Here is a 16,055-nt window from a genome sequence, read left to right as displayed (position 1 = left end):
TTGGAGGGTTGCGATGCGAGCCGCGCATCTTGTTGGATTTTTTGCGCTTATCGGTCTTTCGGCCTGTGGTATCGGCAAGGATCGCGACATTACGTTGCATGATCTGCGGACGAACAGCGGCAAGCCCGAAGAGTTTGCCATCGTTCCGAGCAAGCCCCTTGAACAGCCCGAAAGCTATGCCGCGCTGCCCGCGCCGACGCCCGGCGGTGCCAATCGCACCGATCAGCAGCCGCTGAAAGACGCGGTCGCGGTTCTGGGCGGTCGCCCGGACCGACTTGATGTCGGCACCGCTGTGCCCGCCGCCGACACCGCGATCATCCGATCCGCCAGCCGCTTTGGTCGCGATCCGGCGATCCGCCAATCGCTCGCCGCCGAAGACCTCGCCTTCCGCAAGCGCCGTTCGCTGTTCACCTGGAGCATCGTGCCGACGGATGAATATTACCGCGCCTACCGCCGTCAGGCCCTCGATCCGCAGCGCTGGCTCGATATCTTCCGCCAGCGCGGCGCGCGCACCCCGGCTGCGCCCCCGGAATAAGCGCATCGTGAACGGGATCGCGCCCTGTCGCGATCCTGTGATCACGGGACAGCAGGTGAACGCTTGAACTTAACCTTTTCGGTCGTAGGTTGGTTGCAACCACATTTCCGGAGGGGAGCTGCGATGCCTCGGCTAGCGCTGTTATTGATCCTTACATTCTTGGCGGCAACGCCAATTCGGGCGCAGGATCTGCCCGACCAGGTCACCACCTATCAGCTCGACAACGGCATGGATGTCGTCGTGATCGAGGATCACCGCGCCCCCGTCGCCGTGCACATGGTCTGGTATCGTGCCGGATCGGCGGACGAGCCGCGTGGCCGCTCCGGCATTGCCCACTTTCTTGAACACCTGCTTTTCAAGGGCACCGACACCCTGGCCCCCGGTGAGTTTTCCAAGGTCGTGGCGGCCAATGGCGGCACCGACAATGCCTTCACCAGCACCGATTACACCGGCTATTATCAACGCGTCGCGGTCGACCGGCTCGATCTGATGATGAAGATGGAAGCGGACCGCATGGTGAACCTGCGCCTCTCGCCGGATGACATCGCCACGGAGCGCGAAGTCATCATCGAGGAACGCAACAGCCGGGTGGAAAACGATCCCGGCTCGCTCTTCCGCGAACAGCGGCAGGCCGCGCTGTATCTCAATCACCCCTACGGCACACCGATCATCGGCTGGCGCCACGAGATGGAGCAACTCGATCTGGAGGATGCGCTTGGCTATTACAAACAGTACTACGCACCCAACAATGCCATCCTGATCGTCGCCGGGGACGTGCAGCCCGAAGAGGTTCTGGCCATGGCCAAGGAGCATTACGGCCCGCTCCCTGCCAACCCTGACCTTGAGCAACGCAACCGCGCGCAAGAGCCGCGCCACCTTGCCGAACGGCGGTTGATCTATCGCGATCCGCGCGTCGCGCAGCCCTACGTGATCCGCAGCTACCTTGCCCCCGAACGCGATCCCGGCGCGCAGGAAAAGGCCGCCGCGCTGACCCTGCTCTCTGAACTGCTGGGCGGCGGGCAGACCTCTGTCCTGAGCCAGAAACTGCAGTTCGACACGCAAACCGCCGTCTACAGCAGTGTCTTTTACGATGATACCGCGCTTGACGACACCAGCCTGAGCATGATCGTGGTTCCTGCCCCCGGTATCAGCCTCGAAGAGGCCGAGGCGGCCATGGACAAGGCCGTGGCCGAGTTCATGCAGGAGGGCGTCGACCCCGAGGCCCTGAACCGCATCAAGTTTCAGCTCAAGGCCAGCCAGATCTACCAGCGTGACAATGTCCAGAGCCTCGCGCGCACCTACGGCGGCGCCCTGACGGCGGGGCTGACGGTGCAGGACGTGCAGGACTGGCCCGACGTGCTTCAGGCCGTCACCGCCGAAGACATCCTTCAGGCCGCCCGCGAGGTCTTTGACCCGCGTCACTCCGTGACCGGCTATCTGATGGAAGAAGAGACCGCCGCCGCAGACGACATGCAAGAGGAGGTCTCGCAATGACCCGGATGCTCGCCCTCATCGCGCTGGTTTTCAGCGCCGCAATGGCCCGCGCCGAAGTCGACATCCAGCAGGTCGAAAGCCCCGGCGGCTTCAAGGCCTGGCTTGTCGAAGAGCCGCAGATCCCGTTTGTCGCGCTGGAACTCAGCTTCAAGGGGGGCGCGTCACTCGACGCCCCCGGCAAACGTGGCGCGATCAACCTGATGACCGCCCTGCTTGAGGACGGCTCGGGCGATATGGACGCGCAGACCTTCACCGAAGCCACCGAATCGCTGGCCGCCAGCTTTGACTACGATGTCGGGGACGACACCCTGACGATCTCTGCCCGTGTCTTGAGCGAGAACCGCGACGAGGCCATCGCCCTGCTGCGCCAGTCGATCATCGAACCGCGCTTCGATGCCGACGCGATCGAACGCGTGCGGGCGCAGATCATTTCCGGCATCCGCTCCGATCAGCGCGACCCCGACGCCATCGCCAGCGCGACCTGGGACAAGATGGTCTTTGGCGACCACCCCTACGGCAGCAATTCCGACGGCACCGTCGAAAGCGTCTCGGCGCTGAGCCGCGACGATCTGATCGCCGCCCATTCCGCGACCCTGGCCAAGGATCGCGTCTACATCGCCGCCGCCGGGGACATCACCGCGGAGGAACTCTCCAGCCTGATGGACACGCTGCTGTCCGACCTGCCGGACACCGGCGCACCGTTGCCGCAGGATGTCGATGTCAAAACCGAAGGCGGCATCACCGTCGTGCCCTTCGACACCCCGCAATCGGTTGCCATCTTCGGCCATGAGGGCATCGCCCGCGACGATCCGGACTTCTTCCCCGCCTATGTGATGAACGTGGTGCTCGGCGGCGGCGGTTTCGAAGCGCGGCTGATGAACGAGGTCCGCGAGAAACGCGGGCTGACCTACGGCGTCTACTCCTACCTGGCCACCAAGGACCATGCGAACCTCTATGTCGGGCGGGTCGCATCGGCCAATGACCGCATCGCGGAGGCGACCCAGGTGATCGGCGATGTCTGGGCCGATGTCGCGCAAAACGGCGTCACCCAGGACGAACTTGATCGCGCCAAGACGTACCTGACCGGCGGCTATCCCCTGCGCTTTGACGGCAATGGCCGCATCGCGGGAATCCTCGTCGGGATGCAGCTGGAGGGGCTTGAACCGGAGTATGTGAACACCCGCAATGCCATGATCGAGGCGGTGACACTGGACGATGTCAAACGCGTGGCGTCGGAGATCCTCAAGCCCGAGGCGCTGCATTTCGTCGTGGTGGGTCAACCGGACGGGCTGGAAACCACGGTCGGCAACTGAGCGTACGCGCCCAAGCCATCCAGAAGGCCTTCGAAGCCCCGGCCCCGCCCGGGGCTTCGTCATGTTTGGAACCCTGCGCGCCGGGGGCGCAGATCGCGCCCGCATGCCTCTAACCTTCCCCCCCTCAGCCAACAATCCGCCACATTGCCCGGACATTGTTCACTCAAACAATCAGGGCAGATCCGCGTTATGAACATGCAGACCAGCGCCGTCATGGCGCCCCCGTCTCCCAAAACCCTTGCCGATGTCGGCCTGTCGCACGTGATGATCCGAGATATCGTGCTCAAGACGCTGTTTCGCAAAAACACCAATGTCGTGACCGAACTGGCGCGGGCGATCTGCCTCCCGGTGCCGATCACCCAGGAAATCATCGACATGGCCCGCGCCCAGGGGCTTCTGGAGGCGATGGGTACGCTCGGCGCCGGAGGCACCGTCAGCAGCGAAATGCCTTATCAGCTGACCGACAGCGGCAAGGCACGGGCGCTCGATGCTCTGGCGCAATCGGAGTACTTCGGCCCGATGCCGGTACCGCTCGATGTGTACCGCGCGCAGATCAAGCGCCAGTCGATCCGCAACATCCAGATCACCCGCGATCAGCTCACCGGCGCCATGGGGCACCTGATCCTGCCGAGCGATCTGATCGCCAACCTTGGCCCCGCCGTCAGCTCCGGCCGCTCGATCCTGATGTATGGCCCGCCGGGCAACGGCAAATCCTCGATCTCCAACGGCATCCGTGATGCCATGGGCGACAAGATCTACGTGCCCCGCGCCATCGAATATTCCGGACAGGTCATCACGGTTTACGACCCGATCGTGCATTCCAAAGCCGAGGATGATGCCGAAAACGCCAGCGCCCTGCGCCGCACCGCCCGATTTGACCGGCGCTATGTGCTCTGCGCGCGCCCCACGGTGATCACCGGCGGCGAGCTGTCGCTCGACATGCTCGACCTGGTCTACAACCCCACCGCGCGCACTTATCAAGCGCCGCTGCAGCTTAAATCGACCGGCGGCATCTTCATCGTGGACGACCTTGGCCGACAGGCAGAGCCGCCGCAGAAGCTGGTCAACCGCTGGATCGTGCCGCTTGAAGAGAACAAGGACATCCTTGCCCTGCAATCGGGCGAGAAATTCGAGGTGCCCTTCGACACGCTCGTCATCTTCTCCACCAACTTCCACCCCAATGAAATCTTCGACCAGGCCGCCCTGCGCCGGATCTTCTTCAAGATCAAGATCGGCGGCCCCTCGCAGGAAGACTTCCTGAAGATCTTTGCGCTGGTGGCGCGCAAGAAGAAGATGCAGCTCGACGAGGCCAGCCTCGTGCACCTGCTCAAGAACAAGTATCCAACGATCAACAACGTTTATGCCAACTACCAGCCGGTTTTTTTGATCGACCAGATGATCGCCGTGTGCGACTTCGAAGGCATTCCCTACAAGATGACACCGGACCTGGTGGACCGCGCCTGGGGCAACATGTTCGTCAAGGATGAGGTCATCGTCAAATAACCCTTTGGATGCGCGCCCCTCCACCGCGCATCCGACAGACCTTGAGGCCGCAACACAACAGGAAATCCGAGACGAATTTACGCCTCCCTGCTCGGGGCAAATTTTCTGCGGATTTGGGGCTTGACCCTCGCCTGCCTGTTCAGTAATCAGCGGCCTCACAGTGGACGGCGCGGTAGCTCAGTTGGTTAGAGCGATCGACTCATAATCGATAGGTCGGGAGTTCAAGTCTCCCCCACGCCACCACTGTTAAATCCCCTGAAATGGCCAAATTTACGTGCTTTGTCGATGGGATGTTTCGTCTCCTGTCTTCGCTTTTCTGCGAAAAGCTGGCCACGAGCCGACAGATGCGCGCCCAAGGGCGCGCGGAGGGGCAGCGCTCCAACCAGAAATTTGTTCCGGCACAATTTTCGGACCGCTTCGGTCAAGAAAAAGCCCGCCGGATCGCTCCGACGGGCCAATCTGCCGAGTATGCTCGCCCGGGGCCTCAGGTGATCCGCTTGATCGACGCCATGATCTCGTCCTGCTCGAAGACGCGTTTCCAGTCGTCTTTCATCAGGGCCGGAATGCCGAATTCGATGGCCTTGTTGCAGGCATCGGAGAACTGGCCTTCCTGAATGCCGAAGATCACCGCGCCGAGGATGTTCATGTGACCCAGCAGGAAGTCCTTGGCGCATTCCTCGGAGATGCCCTGCTTCACGCATTCATCCATCGCCTGCTTCATCACCACCAGCAGCGAGGCGCAAACCGTTTCCGACAGACCCGGCTCAAGGTAGGCCAGCTGCTCCACCGTCACGCGGTAGGTCTGGCGCACCGGCGCATAGATCGCCTTGGCCACCTTGTCGCCCAGCGCATAGTGCTCCTCCGGCCCCTGCATCAGCGCGTTCACCACGCCCTGCGGATGGGCCACACCGCCAAAGCGGTCGAGGCGCGCGGCCTCTGTGTCTTCGTTGTTGAAGATCATCGGGTGGCAGGGGTGCGTGACGAAGTAGGTGATGTCCTCGCGCTCCGGCAGGTGTCCGGCATAGGGCGCCGCCGCGTCGAGGATCACAACCATCGTTCCGGGTTTCAGCGTCGGCACGATGCCCTGCGCCACTTTGCCGATCGCCGTATCCGGCACCGCCAGTACAACCACCTCGGCCCCATCCAGCGCTGCGGTCTGCTCGACGCAATCCACGCCCACCGCCTCCTTCAGGCGCGCGCGGCCGGCCTCGCTCACTTCGACATGGCGCACGGTGAAATCGGTCTTGGCAAGGTTCAGCGACAGGCGCACGCCCATCTTTCCGCCCGCCCCCAGCAGCGCAACAGTGGTCATTTCAGGTCTCTCCTCTTCCGCCCTGTCTTGGGCTTGAACAACTGGTATGATAAGATAATAATCACACCGAAGAGTCAACGTGCCTTCCGGGTGCAGGCAGGAGAGAACAGACATGGCCCCACTCATCACTTGGTTTGGCGATGATTTCACCGGCTCCGCCGCGACCATGGAGGTACTTGCCTTCGCCGGGCTGGAAACGGTTCTGTTCTCGGACATCCCATCGCCCGCCCTTCTGGAGCGTTTCACGGATGCGCAGGCCATCGGCATCGCCTCTACGGCGCGGACCCATGGGCCGGACTGGATGCGGGCCAACCTGCCCGCGCCCTTCACCTTTCTGCATCGGCTTGGCGCGCCGCTGCTGCATTACAAGGTCTGCTCCACCTTCGATTCCGCGCCGCACTCCGGAAACATCGGCACCGCCATCGAAATCGGCCTCAAAGTCACCGGGGCAAAGGCCGCGCCGATGATCACCGGCGCGCCCCAGATGCGCCGCTATCAGGCCTTCGGTCATCTCTTTGCCGGGACCTTCGACGGGGTCTTCCGGCTCGACCGGCATCCGGTCATGGCGCGCCATCCCGTCACGCCGATGGACGAATCGGACCTGCTGCGTCACCTCGCGGCGCAGACCGACCTGCCCTCTGCGCTGATTGATCTCGAAGCGCTGTGGAGCGGGCCAGAGCCGGCACTGGACGACGCCCTGCGCGACGGCGCCCGCATCCTGTCCATCGACAGCATGGACCCGGCCAGCGAATTGGCCGCCGGGCGGTTGATCTGGCAAAACGTGGCGCGTCTCGGCTTTGCCGTCGGCTCGCAGGGCATCGAATACGCGCTGGTGCGGCACTGGCAGGAGACCGGCCTGATCCCGCCACCCGCCACCGTGCCAAGCGCCGGACCCGTGGCGCAAATCGCCGCCGTCTCCGGCTCGGTCTCGCCGATCACCGCGCAACAGATCAACTGGTCCGCCGCAAATGGCTTCGAGATCATCCGCTTCGATGCCGCCCGCGCCATCGCCGATCCCGCCGTGCTGAGCGATGAAATCGACAAAGCCATCGCCGCAGGGGTGCAGGCCGCCGCGCAGGGGGCCAGCCCGCTGATCTGTTCGGCCACCGGGCCGGACGATCCCGCCGTCGCGGCGGTGCGCAAGGCGCTGTCACTGACCGGGACCCGGCCCGAAGACGCCAATGAAATGATCGGCAAGGCGCTCGGGCGGATCCTCGACGGAATCCTCACGGCCACCGGCATCCGCCGCGCGGTGATCTCCGGCGGCGACACCTCCGGCCACGGCATGCGCGCTCTCGGCCTCGAAGCCCTGCAGGCGCTGGCCCCGACGATTCCCGGCGTATCCCTGTGCAAGGCCTATGGCACCGGCCCGCACTACGGGCTGGAAATCGCGCTCAAGGGCGGCCAGATGGGCAGCGCCGACTTCTTCGGATGGATTCGCGAGGGCGGCGGCGCGCGCTGAGCCGCCCTGCAACGCCTACCCCTGACGCGGCTCGAACGCCCCTTCGGCGCGCGTCAGGTGCCTGGCCATCTCGGCGACCGCCCCCTCCTCGTCATGCGCCGCGATCAGATCGACGATCCGCCCATGTTCGGCCAGCGTGATGTCTTCTTTCCCGGACCAATGCAGCAAGCCACCGTGATATTCAAAGAGCCAGGCAAGCATCGCACCGGAGACCGCCGCCATGATCGGATTGCCAGACATCTGCGCCAGCCGGGTGTGAAACGCCATATCCGCCGACACGAAGGCCTTGGCATTGCCGAGGTTGCGCCGCTGCTCCTCGACCAACGCACGCAAGCCCGCCACATCGCTCTCGCTGGCCTGCTGCGCGGCGAGACGCACCATGCCCAGCTCGAACATCTGCCGCGCCTCTTTGAGATGCTGCAAATTCCCCGGAGCCGAGCTCAGCAAGAGCCGCGCAATCGCGTCGCTCTGGCTCAGCACGGTGCCGGCGTCGATGGCATTCACGCGGCTGCGTTCGCCGTGGTTGATGGTGATCAGCCCGCTGTTGTGCAGCGATTGCAACGCTTCGCGCACCGCTGGCCGCCCCACGCCAAAGCGCGCCATCAGGGCGCGCTCCGATGGCATGACATCGCCGGGCTTCAGCTCACCGGTCGAGATCAGCCCCTGCAACCGATCCAACACCTGATCCGACAGCTTGCGCCGGGTGATCTTGTCCGGGATCTCGTCCGCGCTCATGTCACACTCCACTCATAGGGGCCAAGGCCCTCTCTCCCGGACGCTGTCAAATTCGCGGTCAGCGTCGTCCCCCCAACCGTCAGCCGCGCCAGCCCATCGTTGACAGAGGCATGCTCGACCGGTTGCCCCGCAAGGTCGGCAAGCACCAGAAGCGCATCACCGATCGGCCAGTCCTCGTCCAGCCCGCGCGGGCCAAGAACTGCTGCCGGTGTCCACACAGTCACATCCGCCGGGGCCAGCGCCGCGGCAAGCCCGATGACATAGGCCGCGCCAAACGCCCCGCGATGGCGCGGATCGTCATCGCTCATGCACACCCGGCCCTGCTCCGGATTCGGGATCGTACGCGAGCCATAGGGGTTGTGCCGCATGGCAATCGTCGAAGGGCCGATGCGATACGGCGTGCCTTTGAGGATCGCCCGCGCCGAGCGGGTGATATGCGGGATCGCCTCCAACGTCTCCATCACCGAGACATCATCGGCGGCGTGGACAATCGGGCAAAGCCCATGGCTGACAAAATCGAGCCTGTCGACGGGGGGCCGCTTGCGGTTCAACTCCGGGAAAAAGCTGACCATTCCGCCGCCCCTCGGCAGGTCAGGAAACGCCGCCGCCGCCGCCGCGTGGATCTCCTCCAGCGGCGGACACTCGGGCCAGTCACTGCCCGGCGGCGTCGATTGCCGGTCAACAGAGGGACAGACCAGAACGCTGTCGGGCACAAACCCCGCCTGCGCCATCTCATCCGCAAGGTTGCCCAGAACCGCACCGGGCGGGCCATCGAAAACCGCAATCAATTCCAGGTCCAGCGCCATCCCAAGGCCGCGCGCCTGCAGCGCCGCGAAGGCCGCGAGCTGCCCCGCCGTATCGCCAAGCGCCGTATCAAGCGAGCACAAAACCCGCTGCGGACCGGCCAGAACGAGGGCCTCGGGATCGACGGCGAGCGCCCTCGCCTCCTCTGCGGTCACGACAAGCGCCATCTCCGGGAAGGTCGCCCCTGCGACGCTCTCGGGCGGCATCGGCTCGAAACGGCTTTCCGCGTCAGACCATGTCAGGTCCACCGCCTGCCGCAGCACCGCCCCGTCTTCGAGCGTATAGGGCCATGGCAGCGCCAGGGGCCGGTTGTACGTCTTGAACGAGGCGTCGCCCCACTGCCGCTGATCTTCCATCTCGAAGGTGTCGCCCTCGAAGGCGCAGCGCACGTCCAAGCCTCCGGCGCGATGCGTCAGCTCGGTGATATCCATGAACGGCTGCCATGGCGCGATCAACTCCGGAAAGGCGGACTGCTCGTCACGCCCGTCCGAATGCCGCACCCGCACCGGCGCACCCGCCGCACTGGCCGGATGCAGCACGGTAAATCCGGCACGGTTGGTCTCGAAATCCCCCTGAACCCGGCCCGACGCCTCAAACCGCAGCCGACCGGCCTCTGCCGTCACCAGCAGATCGACGTCGAGCCGCGCCGTGCCGGTCTCATACACCGCTTCCATCCGAAGCCGCAGCGCCGCGCCCACCTCGCGCGACACCTCCGTCAGCACCGGCGCAAGCGTGCCCCAATCGCGATCCCGCACAAGAAACGCCACACTGCGGACAAGCTCCTGATCACCCAGACGAATATGCCTCAGCGCCCCGTTCTGCAGCGTAAAGCTCAGCGCCCCGAGCGTGATCCGCTCGGCGGCCATGTCCGGCACCTCGGTGCCGTAAAGACGCATCGCCTCGCTCATATCTCGTCCATCCTCACGCTGCGGCGGGCGCGCGCCGAAAGATATGCCGCCTCGACAAGGCCAAAGGTCTGCAGGTTGTCCTGCCCGGAGGTCTCCGGCACCCGCCCCGCCCGCACACAGTCCACAAAATGCTGCTGAATAAGCAAGACGCTCTCCTGAATGTTGTGCCACGGCATCGACGCCCAATCCAGAACCGGCGGGCTCACATCGCGCACCACGTTCTCGCCGCCGCGCTGGATCGTCAGACGATACCCCGCATCCAGCCGCAGCGTGCCCTCCGTTCCGTCGATCTCCAGCAGGCTCTCCGGGAAGGTCTCCGGCTGCCGCTGCGTGGCATAGGAGCAATCCACCACGGAGGTCACATCGCTCGCATGGTGCAGCAGCATGGTCGCCACATCCTCGCCCCTGATCTTCGGATTGATCCGCCGTGTCGTCGCGGTGATCTGCGTGACATCCCCGAACAAAGCGCGCGCAATGTCCAGAATGTGAATGCCCAGATCCTCGATGATAAAGCGCTCGCCCTCGGCCAGATAGGGCTGTCCGCTGAACACGTCATAGCCCGAGCGAAAGCTCACTCGGCCAAAGAACGGCGTGCCGATCGCCCCCCCGCGCAGCGCCTCGATCGCCGCGCGGACCGGCGACTGCCAGCGAAAATTCTCATGGATCATCAGGATCTTGCCCGTCGCCTCGACGGCGGCGACCATGGCACGGGCATCCGCCATATTGAGCGCAAAGGGCTTTTGGCAGATCACATGCACCCCGTGCCGCGCCGCCAGCTCGACGAGCGGCCGGTGCGAGGCCACGGTCGTCGCGATATCCACCGCGTCAAAACCGCCCTCGGCGAACATCGCCTCCGCGTCCGTGTACCTGCGGGCAATTGCAAAAGCCTGCGACGTCTCCGACAGCCGCGCGGCGTCGCGGTCACAAACCGCAACCACCTCCGCGCCCTCGATATCGCGCCACGCGTGCAACTGGTTCTGCGCAAAGAACCCGCAGCCTATCAAAGCAATCTTCATGTCTCGCCCCTTTTTCCCGCCAGCGTCCCGAAGCGATGGCCCGTTGTCAACAGGTATGATGAGCATTACAGATGGAAGAGCATCGGAACAGAGGGCACCCGCAATGGCCAGCACGATCAAAGTCACCTACCGGCTCGAAACTTCCGGCAATGTCGAAGCCCTCGCGGCCAAGATCGCCTCGGATCAGTCCACCGGCACCTTCACCGAACTGCCGGGCGAGACCGCCGAAGTGCAGGCGCGCTGCGCCGCCGTGGTCGAACAGGTCACGCCCCTTCCGCCCCTCACCGTGCCCTCGATCCCCGATCCGGAGGGCAGCGGCCCCTACAACCGTGCCGACGTTGTGATTGCCTACCCGCTGGAGGCCGTCGGCACCGACATCGCCGCGCTGATGACCATCTGCATCGGCGGCGTCTTTGCCGTGCGCGGCCTGACCGGGGTGCGCGTCATGGACATCGACCTGCCACCCGAATGGGCCTGCCACCCCGGACCGCAATTCGGCTTGGAAGGCTCGCGCCGCCTCATGGGCGTGCAGGATCGCGTGATCATCGGCTCGATCATCAAACCCTCGCTCGGCCTGCTGCCCGAGGAAACCGCAGAGGTGATCAAATCGCTCTGCGAGGCCGGGGTCGACTTCATCAAGGACGATGAGAAGCTGATGAGCCCCGGCTATTCGCCGCTCGAAGCCCGGGTCAAGGCCATCATGCCGGTGATCGACGCCCACGAGCAAAAGACCGGCAAACGGGTCATGTACGCCTTCGGCATCTCCGCCGCTGACCCGGACGAGATGATGCGCGGCCATGACATCGTCGCGGCCCACGGCGGCAATGCGGCGGTGATCAACATCAACTCGGTCGGCCACGGCGGCATGGCCTTCCTGCGCAAACGCTCGACGCTGTGCCTGCATGCGCACCGCAATGGCTGGGACGCGCTGACCCGGCATCCCGGCCTTGGCCTCGAATTCCGCGCCTATCAGAAAATCTGGCGGCTGCTCGGGGTGGATCAGTTCCAGATCAACGGCATCCGCGCGAAATACTGGGAGCCGGACGACAGTTTCGTGAAATCCTTCGGCGACGTGCGCACCCCGATCTTCTCGCCCGATGACTGCTGCCTGCCGGTGGTCTGCTCCGGGCAATGGGGCGGTCAGGCGGTCGATACGTGGAATCGCACCGGCGGCACGCTCGACCTGATGTATCTCGCCGGGGGCGGCGTGCACGGCCATCCCATGGGCCTCGGCAGCGGCGTGCGCGCCATCCGGCAAGCCTGGGACGCCGCCGCTGCGGGGGCCTCTCTGGAGGATTATGCCAAGGACCACGCGGAATTGGCCGCGGCGCTGGCCAAATGGGGCTGAGGCGGGCGTGACCGTGCCGCCCCGGTAACCGGCGCTTTACGGCCTGCCGGGATCGTCCGACAGCACCGCCAGAAGGTCCAGCAACAGCTCGTAATCCTCACTGCCCAGGCGCTGCTTGAAACCTTCGACAATAGCCGCAGCAGCCTCCGCGTTCTGCGCAATCACACGCGCGCCTGCGTCGCTGATGCGCAGCAAATGCCGCCGCCGGTCGCCGGTGTCCGGCGTCACCGTGATCAGTCCGCGATCGACCATCGAACGGGCAATCCGCGTCAGGCTCGGCAACAGCAGACAGGACCGCGCGGCCACCTGGCTGGCATCCAGCGGGCTTTCCTCGGCCAGCACCCGCAGCACCCGCCATTGTTGTTCCGTAACGCCCGTATCGGCCAGCATGGCACGGATCGGCCCCATGACGTTTTCCCGCGCCCGCATCAAGGCAATCGGCAGGGACCGCGCGGTGCACGGCACTTCGGGCAGTCCGACCTTGGCGCGCAAATCTCTCATTAGTTGACATGTTAATTAAAATCATTGACTCGGGCAAGCGCTGTGATTTCACCTGACAGCACCGCACCTTTCACAGAAAGCCCGCCCATGCCGCATTTCCAGATCGACTACTCCGGCAACCTCGAAGAGGTCGTCGACTTCGGGCAATTCTGCGAGGTCATCCGCGCGGCGGCGGCCCGGATCGAGACCTTCCCGCTCCCCGGCATCCGCGTCCGGGCCACCCGCGTCGATCACTACGCCATCGCCGACGGCGATCCCGAACACGGCTTTATCGACCTGTCGATCCGACTGCGCGCCGGTCGTCCGCAGGCCGTCAAGCAAGCAGCAACCCAAGCGATCTTCGACGCCGCACAGACCTTCTTGCAACCGGTCATGGCCACGCGCTCTCTCGCCCTCTCTGTGGAAATGCGCGACATCGACCCTGATCTCTCGCCAAAAACCGGCACCATCCGCGATCACATGGCAGGCTGACACACGCGCGCGCCGGACCGCACCCGAAGACGGCCCGACGCCGTCATGGCCTCCCGTTCACTCAATGACACAGAAGGCCGGCGCGGGCCGGCCCCAGCCCAAAGGCCGGGACACGTGGGACGCTCCGGATCACCGGCCGATGTCACCCGGGGCGATAAACCCGGCTCGCCTCCGGATCTTCGCTGGAATACTCCAGCCCGGCCAGCGCGTCCCAAACGGCCTGCGGGATCTCCGCCGCCGCCCAGTCCAGCGTCTGCTGCACCCGCTCCGGTTTCGATACGCCAATGATCGTCGAGGACACCCGCGCATCGCGCATGGAAAACTGCAGCGCCACGGGGCCGGGCGCCACGCCATGCTCGGCACAGATCGCCTCGACCGCCTTGACCGGCGCAAGGGTCTCCTCCGTGCCTTCCATATAGGTCACGCGCGGCATCGCCGCGCTGCCCTTGGCAAAGACGCCGCCCGCATAGGGTGCCGCGTTGAACACCGCCATGCCCTGCCCCACCGCGTAATCGAACATATCAGAGGCCGCGCGGTTGATCAGCGTATAGCGGTTGTGGCTGATCAGCGTGTCGAACGGATAGGCCTTCAGGATCGGCTCCATCACGTCGACCCGGCCCATGGCAAGCCCAACGGCCTGACACAGCCCCTCTTCGCGCATCCTGAACAGCTCATCGAGTGCGCCGCCGTCGGCTGTGATCTCACTCAGATCGCGGGCATGCTCCGGATCATGCAGATGCAGCACCGGAATGCTGTCCAGCCCGAGCCGCGTCAGGCTCTCCTCCAGCGATTGCCGCGCCCGCGCCGCGTCGAACCGCCCGGTCTCCATGTCCCGGTCGAGCTTTGTCGACAGCACGAATCCCTCCGGCAGTCCGCCGCGCTCGCGGATCACCGCACCGATCCGCTCCTCGGACCGGCCCATGCCGTAAATGTTGGACGAATCGAGAAAATTCGCCGGCCCGTCGAAAATCGCCCGCACCGTTGCATAGGCCCGTTCCTCATCCACCGAATAGCCGTAGGTGTCTGGCATATCGCCCAGCCCGGACGTGCCAAAGCACAGCCCCGTAACCGCAAGCCCCGTATCACCGATCTTGACCTGTTTCATCTCATGCTCCTCCAATTGCGGGAAAATTCCAGCTTGGGCCGTCAAAGCCGCGCGCCCGACCCGGGCACCGCCGTCTGCCCCGCAACTACCATGCACCGCGCGCGCCCGCCAGCCGCCCGCGCCCCTGTTCAACGAGGTCGGCAGAGCGGCGGGACGGCGGCCCTTCGCCATCGGATCAGGGAAAACAGCGCTGCGCCCCACCCATCAAGACACCTTTGGAAAAGACGTGCCGCACAGGTGGCGACGTTGGCCGTGAAACCCGCGCAGCACACCGCGGGCAGGTCTTTGCGAATCCCACGCCCGGGACAGACCGTGGCCGCAACAGGGGCCGCATTCCCGGGCCCAAGGCCCGGATCAAAGACCTTCGAAGGCCACCGGCCGCAACGGCCCAGCGAAAGAGCAACCCCGACCCACCGACCGACGCAGGCACAGCCGCTCGGCCCACGCACGCTCATGGCCCGGACATTCCTGACGGATGCCATTGCAAGGCCGCCGCCGGTGCCGCCGTCTGCCACGATCCGTACACACCGGAGCGCTGTCAACACGGCCTCCCCGAGAGGCCGTTTCGCATTATTCCAAAGGACAGACCCGCACGGCCGGTGGCGATGACATCGGCCTTACCGGCCCTGCATCACCCAAAAGCCCCTGCATCGCCCCGCGCGCAGGCCGCACATCCCCCTGTGAAAGATCTGGCAAAGTCGGGCGCATACGCGCCTCAGGCCTCAGAGCAAACCGCGATCGCGGGCGATCATCGCCGCATGGGTGCGGTTGCGCGCTTCGAGCTTCCGGCTCAGCGTCTTGACGTGCAGCTTGACGGTCACTTCCTGCAGATCCAGCGACCGGGCGATTTCCTTGTTGGCCTTGCCCTCGCAAATGCCGCGCAGAACGTCCATCTCCCGCCGGGTCAACGTGCCACTGGCCTGATCGCGCCCGCGCATGAACTCCAGCGGGGCATAGACCTCTCCGGCTGCCATGAAACGGGCCGCGGTCAGCAGGCTGCGCGCCGCCAGCGTCTTGGGGATGAACCCCTGCGCCCCGGCCTTCAGCGCCGCATCGGCCACGCTGGGAGAGGCGGTGCCGGACAGGATCGCCACCGGACGCCCCTGATTGGCCTGGCGCATCTCCGCCAATCCGTCCAGACCGTTCATCCCGGGCATGGAGTAATCCAGCAGCACGAGATCGAACGTGCCGGTTTCCTCCGCCGCGCGCACCGCTTCATCCAGCGAGGCAACGGTCATCACCTCATCGATGTCGGAGGCATCGAAATAGGCGGCGATGGTTTCACGCACCAGATCGTGGTCGTCGGCCACAAGTATTCTCATAATGGCTGCACCATTTCATGCCTCAATCTTTGGGTTTTATCCCGAAACCGTCCTCATACACCATCCCCGAACCGGATGAACAGAGAACAAAACCTATCGGAAATACCTGAACGAACCGTATAACCGACGCAACTCCGCGCCGATTTCGGCCATTTCCTTGCGCGTGGACGCACTGGCCGCTTTCGCGTAGAAACCAGGGACCAAGCGACCTTCCGGTGCCCGATCC

General features: G+C 64.8%; 14 protein-coding genes and 1 tRNA gene. 8 read left to right on the top strand and 7 right to left on the bottom strand.

Annotated features, from left to right (window positions below; all coding sequences use genetic code 11):
• The first annotated feature begins 13 nt into the window (after nt 1-13).
• The 5 genes from ACN2XU_RS07260 (at nt 14) to ACN2XU_RS07240 (ending at nt 5,088) form a co-directional block, all read left to right on the top strand.
• Nucleotides 14-535: a DUF3035 domain-containing protein gene (locus tag ACN2XU_RS07260; protein ID WP_419409753.1), complete on the top strand. Its 522-nt coding sequence runs from the start codon at nt 14-16 to the stop codon at nt 533-535.
• Nucleotides 536-658: 123 nt separating this feature from the next.
• Nucleotides 659-2,029 (top strand): M16 family metallopeptidase, encoded by a 1,371-nt coding sequence (locus ACN2XU_RS07255; protein ID WP_419409752.1) that lies wholly within the window; start codon nt 659-661, stop codon nt 2,027-2,029.
• The gene (locus ACN2XU_RS07250; protein ID WP_419409751.1) at nt 2,026-3,342 is read left to right on the top strand and encodes a M16 family metallopeptidase; all 1,317 of its coding nucleotides are present in this window, start codon (nt 2,026-2,028) and stop codon (nt 3,340-3,342) included. Before ACN2XU_RS07255 ends, ACN2XU_RS07250 begins: the two co-directional genes overlap by 4 nt.
• A gap of 189 nt (nt 3,343-3,531) precedes the next feature.
• The gene (locus ACN2XU_RS07245; protein WP_419409750.1) at nt 3,532-4,845 is read left to right on the top strand and encodes a DUF8689 domain-containing protein; all 1,314 of its coding nucleotides are present in this window, start codon (nt 3,532-3,534) and stop codon (nt 4,843-4,845) included.
• Nucleotides 4,846-5,011: 166 nt separating this feature from the next.
• Nucleotides 5,012-5,088: transfer RNA gene (locus ACN2XU_RS07240), tRNA-Met, on the top strand.
• A 241-nt stretch (nt 5,089-5,329) separates the two neighbouring features.
• Here ACN2XU_RS07240 and ACN2XU_RS07235 read toward each other — a convergent pair.
• A complete protein-coding gene (locus ACN2XU_RS07235) occupies nt 5,330-6,271 on the bottom strand; it encodes a phosphogluconate dehydrogenase C-terminal domain-containing protein (protein WP_419409749.1) in 942 nt (313 codons plus the stop codon).
• Here ACN2XU_RS07235 and ACN2XU_RS07230 point away from each other — a divergent pair.
• Nucleotides 6,270-7,619, top strand: coding sequence for a four-carbon acid sugar kinase family protein (locus ACN2XU_RS07230; RefSeq protein WP_419409748.1), 1,350 nt, complete (start codon nt 6,270-6,272; stop codon nt 7,617-7,619). The genes ACN2XU_RS07235 and ACN2XU_RS07230 overlap by 2 nt on opposite strands.
• Nucleotides 7,620-7,634: 15 nt before the next feature.
• Here ACN2XU_RS07230 and nanR read toward each other — a convergent pair whose 3' ends face one another.
• The 3 genes from nanR to ACN2XU_RS07215 are packed head-to-tail and all read right to left on the bottom strand — an operon-like array spanning nt 7,635 to nt 11,082.
• Nucleotides 7,635-8,354 carry a transcriptional regulator NanR gene (nanR, locus tag ACN2XU_RS07225; RefSeq protein WP_419409747.1) on the bottom strand — a complete coding sequence of 240 codons (720 nt, stop codon included), beginning with the start codon at nt 8,352-8,354 and terminating at the stop codon, nt 7,635-7,637.
• A complete protein-coding gene (locus ACN2XU_RS07220) occupies nt 8,351-10,066 on the bottom strand; it encodes a D-apionate lactonase family protein (protein ID WP_419409746.1) in 1,716 nt (571 codons plus the stop codon). The genes nanR and ACN2XU_RS07220 overlap by 4 nt, the downstream gene beginning before the upstream one ends.
• Nucleotides 10,063-11,082: a Gfo/Idh/MocA family protein gene (locus ACN2XU_RS07215; RefSeq protein WP_419409745.1), complete on the bottom strand. Its 1,020-nt coding sequence runs from the start codon at nt 11,080-11,082 to the stop codon at nt 10,063-10,065. The genes ACN2XU_RS07220 and ACN2XU_RS07215 overlap by 4 nt, the downstream gene beginning before the upstream one ends.
• A 103-nt stretch (nt 11,083-11,185) precedes the next feature.
• Between ACN2XU_RS07215 and oiaX the strand changes: the two genes are divergently transcribed.
• Nucleotides 11,186-12,430 carry a 3-oxo-isoapionate-4-phosphate decarboxylase OiaX gene (gene oiaX / locus ACN2XU_RS07210; protein WP_419409744.1) on the top strand — a complete coding sequence of 415 codons (1,245 nt, stop codon included), beginning with the start codon at nt 11,186-11,188 and terminating at the stop codon, nt 12,428-12,430.
• A gap of 36 nt (nt 12,431-12,466) precedes the next feature.
• On the opposite strand, the gene ACN2XU_RS07205 is transcribed toward oiaX, so the two are convergent.
• Nucleotides 12,467-12,931: a MarR family transcriptional regulator gene (locus ACN2XU_RS07205; protein WP_419409743.1), complete on the bottom strand. Its 465-nt coding sequence runs from the start codon at nt 12,929-12,931 to the stop codon at nt 12,467-12,469.
• Nucleotides 12,932-13,018: 87 nt separating this feature from the next.
• Between ACN2XU_RS07205 and ACN2XU_RS07200 the strand changes: the two genes are divergently transcribed.
• Nucleotides 13,019-13,402: a 5-carboxymethyl-2-hydroxymuconate isomerase gene (locus tag ACN2XU_RS07200; protein ID WP_419409742.1), complete on the top strand. Its 384-nt coding sequence runs from the start codon at nt 13,019-13,021 to the stop codon at nt 13,400-13,402.
• 142 nt (nt 13,403-13,544) lie between these two features.
• Here ACN2XU_RS07200 and ACN2XU_RS07195 read toward each other — a convergent pair whose 3' ends face one another.
• Together ACN2XU_RS07195 and ACN2XU_RS07190 are read right to left on the bottom strand one after the other, a co-directional pair.
• A complete protein-coding gene (locus tag ACN2XU_RS07195) occupies nt 13,545-14,507 on the bottom strand; it encodes an aldo/keto reductase (protein WP_419409741.1) in 963 nt (320 codons plus the stop codon).
• 722 nt (nt 14,508-15,229) lie between these two features.
• Complete coding sequence (locus ACN2XU_RS07190; protein ID WP_419409740.1) at nt 15,230-15,829, bottom strand: response regulator transcription factor; 600 nt, start codon at nt 15,827-15,829, stop codon at nt 15,230-15,232.
• Nucleotides 15,830-16,055: the final 226 nt, after the last annotated feature.

The sequence above is a fragment of the Pacificoceanicola niger genome, assembly GCF_048553275.1.
GTDB lineage: Bacteria > Pseudomonadota > Alphaproteobacteria > Rhodobacterales > Rhodobacteraceae > Pacificoceanicola.
Note: the sequence above shows the minus strand (reverse complement) of the source record. Positions and strands in the feature narration are given on the sequence as shown.